The organism is Cellvibrio sp. (assembly GCF_053579595.1).
The window spans coordinates 1-8,704 of the sequence record NZ_JBRFPI010000184.1 but is presented as its reverse complement, the minus strand read 5'-3'; the positions used below and the strand labels follow the sequence as shown (position 1 = coordinate 8,704).

Here is an 8,704-nt window from a genome sequence, read left to right as displayed (position 1 = left end):
ACCCAAATCAGAATACTCAATAAACCGGTAGCGACTAATGTTTTGAGGGGCTTTTGAATCATCTGACGTGAGCAAGGGTTGTTTTAATTCGGTCACGCGGGTTACTCCTTTTTCTACCGTCTTGACCCGTGTGGCCAGCGCAAGTTCGGGCAACCAATCTACTTCATAAGTGACCTGATCAATGGTGCCGCGATACTGAATTCGATTCATGTCGCCCAATGGACTGATTTCACGAGTTTTGGGTAATTTTTGTAGCAGCGCAGGATTGATTGCAGCTGCAAAGGATTGCCATGCCGGGGCAACCTGAAGCAAATTCAAATCCACTGGGGAATATTCGATGACCTGTTGATCAGCATGAAATGCTTTGCTGTAGAACCACAGGTTTTGACTGGTTTTTGTCCATATCTCACTGGTATTCGTGGTGATGTCCAGCCACTCAACCCGTGTCGGGGATCGCCACAGGTGCCCGTGAGTTAGGGCGTCACTTCCAGTACCGTAAACGCGTGTAGTGAATTCCGCATTGACCGTTGAGAGACTTGTTGCGATGGAATTTTGCGTGACACTGGGCGGGGACGTTTGATGAGTTGTGCATCCTGCCAGGGGCATCAATACGAATAGCAAAAACAGCAATTGTTTCTTCATTTGAAAATACACTCTTTTAACAGGAAAACACCGCTGCCAATAGGCAACGGTGTTGTAGGGTTGGTAAGGCGTGTTCTTATCCGGCGTTAGCGACCACGCTTATTGAGACCCAAAGCATCAGCCATGATGTGGTAAATCACATGCTGTTCTTGCACACCACGGAACAGGTGCGCGTTCGGACCTTGTGCATACAAGCCTACGTCTTCACCGGCATGAGTTTCCGAGCCAAGCGGAACGGTTGCTTCTTGCATATAGGCGGGGCTGGTAGTGTCCACATAAGTCAGATCCGGGCGAGCTGCACCACCTTCATAAATGGCTGGTACCGGGCTCTCGTTGGTGCCATTGAACTCACGGCGAGTAAATCCGCCTGTAAAGCCAGGGCCGTTAGCGTAGGACACTGTGGTGTAAGGCAGCCCCAAACTATCCTTGGCGGCCACACCATTAACCGCTGCTTTACCCAGAATAGGGTTGCCGCGCTCCGGGTAACCGGCAATAGTGAACACATGGCTGTGGTCTGCTGTTACCACGATCAAGGTTTCGCGCGGATCAGTCATCGCCACAGCGGCTTTGACCGCATCAGACAGGGCGATAGTATCGGTCAGTGCGCGGAAGGCATTCCCCGAGTGATGGGCATGATCGATACGACCTGCTTCAATCATCAGGTAGAACCCTTTTTTGTTTTTCTCCAGCATCTTGATCGCTTTAGTCGTCATTTCTGCCAGCGATGGCTCACCGGCAATATCCTGCGCACGATCAGCTTCATAACGCATGTGGGAAGGCTCGAACAGTCCCAGCAGGTGGTTTGTCTTGCGAGGATCGATGGCATCAAACCCTTTTTTATCCCACACATAAGCTGCTTTCGAATATTTGCTTACCCACTCTTGATGCAGGTTGCGCCCGTCGCGGCGAATACCGGTGCGACCGGTGTATTCAGGGTCAGCTTCAGTTTCTGCCGAGAAATAACGGCGTCCGCCACCTAACACGACTTCCAGGCCATTGCCGTAAGGGAATTCAAGCAGCTGGCGGGCGATATCCTTCACTGTTGCACCAGCTGGCAAATTGGCATCGGCTTCCCAGTCACGATTGGGCGTATGTGCGAAGTTAACGGCTGGAGTCGCATGGGTAACGCGTGCGGTGCTCACTACACCGGTAGACATACCGCGCTCTTCCGCTTGCTCAAGAATCGTTTTCACGCTGGCCGCAGCCACAACACTGGCATCTTTTTCACTGCGTGACACGGTTTGATTAACCGAAATAGCACCGTCATTGGCTTTAATGCCAGCAACCATCGCCGTCGCGGTTGGTGCTGAATCGGATGTTTGTTGGTTAGCACTGGCAGTGACACTTAGCGCAAAATGCGGGAGTTGTTCGAAAGCCAATCGATTGCTCTCACCGTCACGATTGTTCAACTGTCCCTCAAGAATACGGGCGGCGGTGACGGTGGATACACCCATGCCATCGCCCACAATCAGAATGACATTCTTGGCGTTGGTACCGGCATACGCCTTCCGCTTGGCTTCAGCTAACGCTTCCTGCCCAGACTCGTACCAGTAGGCAGGGGTATTAAATTCAGCTTGAGGTTTATCGGGGTTGTGAGGGTTCTTGTGGGCAGCGGCCAAGGGAGCAGCCATGGCTATGGCAAGGGCTAATGCGCTCGAAGCGAAGGTCTTAATGTTATTCATGAAATAGCACCTCTTGGATTGAGACGAAAGTGTCATCTCGATAATCTAAAGGGGTTTATTGACAGAATAATGACGAACAAAAGTCTTTTGTGTGACCAACTTGAATTAGAGGCAAGAAATTGACTATACGAAGAGGTTTAATAAGGTGTCAGTTCGGTGGTAGATATTTGCAAAAAAAGATGAAATAAAAGTTATCTTCAGCGCAATTTTAATATTATAGGCTTACTTACCAATTTGGCCGCTGACATGTCACCAATGTCCACTTTTGGTTGGGCGCGCGTGACTTGCCAACTTCCGGTATTGGCGTGCGCCGTGATAAGGCGGCGCTTTCCCCGTGGGTGAAAATCCCACTCGGCTATCGCTCCAGCCGAAAGCAACCGGAGCAACTATGGAGGCAACGAAATGGTTGAAGCCTCCGGTGAAGCGTGCCACAAAATACGGTGGCAGCGCGAGTGTGCAGGCCGTAACGCGAGTGAGCGCCGAGCAATCCTCGAAAAGGACGTTGCACAGGCCGACCTGACCGTCATATCGGGGAAGGCTGATACAACTGGGGGACTTGAGCAAGGCTGATCCCAGTTGCTGTGCCGGGGTAGTGGCGACAGCATGTACACAAGGGAGGCGCGCGCAACACGGGAAGCCCCTCTGCGTGATCTGGGGAGATCAACCGAACACCCGCGAGGGAGCGTTCGGGCGCATTGGGGTGGCGGAGAGGTTATTAGTACCGTAGAAGCCGGGTAATGCCAGTGGAGGAAAGGGGCCTCAGTTCAAAACCAATGTTTAAAGTAGGAAAGGATCAGGAGATTGGGCAACCTAGCAACTCCAATTAGCGTTCGGAAACTACAGAGAACATTACACGTAAAAGCGAAGACTGAAGATAGCTACCGTTTCTACTCCCTCTATGACAAATTGTATCGACAAGATGTTTTGGCTCATGCCTACACCAAGTGCCGCGCTAACCTTGGGGCTCCGAGTGTAGACCGACAAGATTTCTCGGATATAGAAGCATACGGTGTTGAGCGAGGGTTAGGGGAAAAATTACGTCAGTGACCTGCTCAAGAGAATACTCTGCTAAAGGTTACGATTTCTTACTGGGAGGGTCAGTCGGCTTGGGGTCGGGCTGAGCATCAAGCCTAACGAAATTGTCTGGTGAATATGTAACAGATAAATCCAATGGATCGGCAGAGAAAAAAGCGTCGCCTGCTTTGCGGGGATTTGGAGAACGAATACGTGCTAGCAGAGCATCAAGTTGGTCTTTCATATCGGACACAGGTTTCACCTTAAGGATAGTGATATCAGAATGAACAGCATTCCAGACTTCAATAGCCGATTATCTCAACACCGACACATTGAATACCAAATCCCTTTTTCCATGAAATGTACACGCTCCATTCCTGAGGGAGCACCCAAGCATGGTCGGCTCTACAGACATGGATCATCCTCCCGAGCAACAGCCAAAGTCAAACATCGAAAGGTTGATTTCGACATCAACCAGCGGGAAGGGGTACTACTCAATGGATAAGGCTCATGCCGTAGTTTACAAATCTCCGCCAGACAAAACCGATCGTGTGGAGGTTTGGAAGCTTGAGGAAAAACAAACTGAAGTTGCTACGGCGCTTACCGCTTACTGGGGTGCTCAAAAGGGCAATGCTGAGCAGCTAGTCTTTATTTCAAATGACACCGACCTTGAACCAGCCCTCATGGCCATCAGAGAAGACTATGGTAACCAGGTTCAGATCGGCGTCGTGTTGCCCATTGGTGAGCGCCCCCAAGGCACAGTGCGCCGCCCGGGAAATAACCACTGGGTGTTTTAACTGATTGGGCGCGTGGTGTCGTTTAAAATGATGAGATCGCTTCAAGCCAGTTACCTATGACGAGAGCAACCAGAAAAAAACCCATCAGGAAGCCTCATTATTGATAACGGTTTCCAAACAAGTCCGTGAGGATCTTACTGTACTGTCGGGCTGCGAAGCCTTGCTTTATATAATATTCTTTTTAGCAACTACGTAGGATCACTCAACCCGCAAATCCATGCTATCAAAGAATACGACGCCCTGAGCTTCTATATAGATTTTCCCTCGGGGTTAGCAGTGCCTATTTCTCCTTTTTGCTGCGGCAGTTGAGATTTGGTGATTTAGAATCGCGGCATGGAATTTTTTATAAACTATTCCTATAAATTTGTAGCGAAGCAATTCCTATAAATCGTCCATAACCTAGATGGTTCCGCGCCGGATTTATAGACTTATCCCATAATCCGCACTAAAAGTCTCCGTTTTTACTGTTCCGAAAAGGCAAACCAGAAGTGGTTTGCTTTTTTTGTTTGTGGGTTTGGATAAGATCCCGTCTGCAAGGATAATTCTGTACATTACAAATTCGCGCCTTGTAAAAATCTGGCTACACTTTCTACATAATTCCCATAACGTCTGCCCAGGAAGTCACCATGAAAAATAAGTCGAACCAGCTCCTATTATCGTCCCTCACGGTTTCATTATTGGCCTTGCACGGTTGTGGCGGCGGCAGCGATACCGAGAAAGTGCCGGCACCTTCCGGCCCTGATGCTTACGTAGCGGGGACTCATCCGCGTTTTGATCCGGTCATTTCCGATGTTCCGTTTAATACCGATTTGGTCTTTGCGGCGGCAGCGACTTCGGATGGCACCGCCAGTCTGGGTGCAGCGACCGACCCGGTACGGGCAACTATCAATCAGCTCGATGGATTTTCTACTTCGGCTTTCTTCGATATTTTAATCAGTGGCAGCGTCAATCCAGCGACTGTGCTGGCATCCAAAAGTGTGTTTTTGATTGAATTGAATACCGGTGGTAAAGATGCGTTGAACCCCGCCAATATCGTCGGTGTGGTTGGCCCTGCTAATTATGATGCGGTAGTGGTTTCACAGGATGGCGGTACCAATAACGTGATCCGCATTCGTCCGACCAAACCGCTGAAATCCAAAAGCAAATATCTGGTGTTTATCACCGATGATGTGAAAAATGCCAGCGGTGCCAGCCTGACCCGCTCCTGGACCTACAACGCCCTGCGCGATACAAGTTATGAAACCCTGGGTGGACTAGTGCCAGTGCGCAATGCGATCGTTGGTTGGGAAACCCTCGCCAGTGGATTTTTGGCCGCAGTGAGCGGTGGCCAACTAACAGCGGCGGCGGCAAAAGAAAAATTGGTGCTGACCTATACATTCACCACAACCGACCCAGTCACCGGTTTGGTCGCTATGGCATCGCCGCGCGCGGCCGTTGCAAGCACCCAAATCGCGGCGGGCGTAGCGCCATCAGCGGCAGTTGCCAATGCGATGACGCTGGATTCTATTGGTTTATTACCTACGCCTAAAAAACGTGACCTAGGTGTCTCCGGGCTTACCGGTATCGATTTCAATAGCTTTAGCCCTGCGCTTGCGGCCAATGTGGGCAAGCTCTACACCGGCTACATCAAACTACCGTATTACCAGACTGCTGCGACCGGTTTGGCGTTTGGCGAATACTTAAAACGCAGTTGGAAACCGGATCTAACCCTCGCCAGCGCACTGGGGGTGACCGTACCTACCGATGTAGATGGCAGCTACAACGTCACTTATCGCTATCCCTTTGCGGCAAAAACCGGCGATGAATCTGTGCCCCTGCAAGTCACCTTGCCACAAGATAACTGGGTGCCCGGTTATGCAGGCGCAGCAAATTGCGGCCAGATCTACGCTGTAACTGGCTATCCCACAGTGATCTATGTGCACGGTATTACTAGTGATCGCGCCTCTGTTCTGGCGCTTGGCCACACTCTGGCCAGTCGGTGTATCGCCACTGTCGCGATCGATTTGCCGGTTCATGGTATTCCAGCCAACAGTGCATTAGTCAACGTGTTGAATGTGGAAAAGAGTAAGTCGATTCCCTTCACTGCACTCTACGGCGCTAATGCCCCGCACGAGCGCCATTTCAATGTCGCCGGCTCAGGCGGTGCTCCCGCCCCGATGAACTTTGAAGCTCCCGGTACTACCGATGGCTCAGGTGCGCAGTTTATTAACCTCGGCTACCTGACCAATACTCGCGACAATAACCGTCAGGCGGTGATGGATTTACTCAACCTCAATGCCAGCCTCAGCGGTGTTAATACGGAGATGTTGAAATCAGTCACTACCGGTCTGGATTTGAACCGTGTGTATGTGGTCGGTGTATCGCTGGGGGGCATTTTGGGGAGCGTGTTTACTACCGTGAACCAACTGGCTATTGCTAATGATGGCAAGGTAGGCTTGCCCTCAAACCTCAATCCCATCCGCGGTATCGTAACCAGTGCAGCAGGTACCCAAGTAGCGCAGGTTCTGGTGAATTCAGCCACCTTTACCCCGGTCATCAATGGCGGTTTGGCCGCTAGTGGCGTCAACGTGGGCACCAGCAATTACGAGCGTTTCCTTTACGCCGCGCAGAGTGCGATGGATGCGGGCGATCCGGTCAACTATATGCAAACCCTCGCCGCTTTGGGCGTGCCTGCCTTGGTGCAGCAAATTAATAACGATGCAGTGATCCCCAATAGCGCTGCCAGTGCCCCTTTAACCGGTACCTCTGCAATGGCATCGCTACTCAATACCACCCAATTGGGATTGGGTAGCACCCAGTTGGGACGCGGTTATGTGAAGCACACGGCAGGCGGTCACTCTTCGCTGTTGCGCCCGGAGGGTGGTGCGCCTCAGGTAACGGCGGAGTTACAAACCCAAGTGGTCACATTTGTATTGAATAACGGTGGTGTTGCCGTGGGTGGCGGTGCACCAGGCAATATTGAACTGCCTGCAAACTGATCCATCAGTTTCTTGTAATGCTGTTTACATAAACCCCGGCTTGCCGGGGTTTATTTTTTTACACCAGAATTTACGCGGTGATGGCGCAATACCTGCTAATAAATTAGGGTAAACTGCTGCTCGGTTTGCAGCCCTGCTGTGTTGATGAGTGTGTAATATGACCCCACGCAATTATTTATATCTGCTTAAAAAATACGATGAGTACCAGGTCCAAATTGAACGTTTGCTGGAATCCATTGTGACTTCATTATCGCCCAATAAATTGGAAACCTCGCACGAGCAATTGAATGAAGTCGTTAAACGCCTGCATCTCTCTTATCCTTTTGTAGAGTTACTCTATTGTCTCGATGAAAAAGGTGTGCAAACCACCGAGTCTGCCGCATCGCCCACAGTACCTGACCCCAAACGCCGCGAGCCAGGTTTTGGCTCTGATCGCAGCAATCGTGTTTATTACACACTCGCGCGCGATAACACTGCGACTGCAACCGTAACCCAGCCTTATCTCTCCAGCGCCACTCACCAGTTGGCGATTTCCGCAGTTCAACGTTTTGTGGATGCCGATAATGCAACGCGTTATTTGGTGATCAATTTTAATTTGGAAAAACTGATCACCTTTTTGAATGGCGACAGTTTGCGCCGCGTGGTGCATCCATTGTTCCAGGTGATTTACGGTGTGATCGGTATCATGCTGGTGTTGGTATCCATGCTCTTGTTATTTTCGGCGGGGCAATCGCTTTATGAGATGATTCACGAACATACCAATACCGCTACCCAAGCGTTCCAATCGGTCATTTTAGTGACTTTGGGCTTGGCAATTTTTGATTTGGGCAAAACGATCCTCGAAGAAGAAGTGTTGTTGCACAAAGACATTCACCACACAGGTTCAACACGCCGCACCATTGCGCGGTTTATGTCGGCGATTGTGATTGCGGTATCGATTGAATCACTGCTGCTGATGTTTAAATCCTTGCTCGGCGATGCCACCCATTTAAATTCAGCCGTATTTATGTTGTTTGCTGCGGTGGCGTTATTGGTAGGCTTGGGCGCGTATTTAAAATTAACTAGCGAAAAGCGATAACCCCACCCTAACCCTCCCCTTTAAAAAGGGAGGGGATAATAGCCCCTCCCCCTGATAAGGGGGAGATGGGCGCCCGGCTAGGGGAGGGGTTAACTTATGCGGAAAAATAATTCATGACCACAAAAACCAAAAGTGCATTTGTCTGCAACGACTGCGGAGCCGATTATAAAAAATGGCAAGGGCAGTGCACTGAATGTGGTGTGTGGAATAGTTTAAGCGAAGTGCGCTTGGGCCCAACGCCCGCTAACCGTTCAGCAAAGTTTGAAGGTTATGCCGGTGGTGCGGCAGGCAATAAAATCCAAACCCTCGCCGACATTTCACTCAATGATGTACCGCGTTTCAGCAGCGGAGCAGGGGAGTTTGATCGCGTACTCGGCGGCGGTTTTGTGCCCGGCTCGGTGGTGTTGATTGGCGGTAATCCTGGCGCCGGAAAATCCACGCTATTATTGCAAACCCTGTGCAACCTTGCGCGCACCATGCCCGCACTTTATATAACCGGTGAAGAATCGCTCC

At 50.6% G+C, this 8,704-nt stretch carries 7 protein-coding genes; 4 read left to right on the top strand and 3 right to left on the bottom strand.

Features of this window, described 5'->3' with window-relative positions; translation table 11 throughout:
* The 3 genes from ACWA6V_RS12370 to ACWA6V_RS12360 all read right to left on the bottom strand — a co-directional run.
* On the bottom strand, nt 1–642 hold a 642-nt coding region (locus ACWA6V_RS12370), incomplete at its 3' end, for a hypothetical protein (protein WP_449522777.1).
* An 86-nt stretch (nt 643–728) separates the two neighbouring features.
* Nucleotides 729–2,324 carry an alkaline phosphatase gene (locus tag ACWA6V_RS12365; RefSeq protein WP_261948104.1) on the bottom strand — a complete coding sequence of 532 codons (1,596 nt, stop codon included), beginning with the start codon at nt 2,322–2,324 and terminating at the stop codon, nt 729–731.
* 1,075 nt (nt 2,325–3,399) lie between these two features.
* Nucleotides 3,400–3,591, bottom strand: a complete 192-nt coding sequence (locus ACWA6V_RS12360; RefSeq protein WP_449522776.1) for a hypothetical protein — start codon at nt 3,589–3,591, stop codon at nt 3,400–3,402.
* Nucleotides 3,592–3,733: 142 nt separating this feature from the next.
* Here ACWA6V_RS12360 and ACWA6V_RS12355 point away from each other — a divergent pair, with 142 nt between their 5' ends.
* The 4 genes from ACWA6V_RS12355 to ACWA6V_RS12340 form a co-directional block, all read left to right on the top strand.
* Entirely contained in the window at nt 3,734–4,135 is a 402-nt protein-coding gene (locus ACWA6V_RS12355; protein ID WP_261948102.1) for a PIN domain-containing protein, read from the top strand.
* A 626-nt stretch (nt 4,136–4,761) separates the two neighbouring features.
* Nucleotides 4,762–7,113, top strand: coding sequence for a hypothetical protein (locus ACWA6V_RS12350; RefSeq protein WP_449522775.1), 2,352 nt, complete (start codon nt 4,762–4,764; stop codon nt 7,111–7,113).
* Between the two features lie 157 nt (nt 7,114–7,270).
* Nucleotides 7,271–8,191, top strand: a complete 921-nt coding sequence (locus tag ACWA6V_RS12345) for a hypothetical protein (RefSeq protein ID WP_449522774.1) — start codon at nt 7,271–7,273, stop codon at nt 8,189–8,191.
* Between the two features lie 113 nt (nt 8,192–8,304).
* The coding region (locus ACWA6V_RS12340) for an ATPase domain-containing protein (protein WP_449522773.1) at nt 8,305–8,704 on the top strand (400 nt) is incomplete at its 3' end.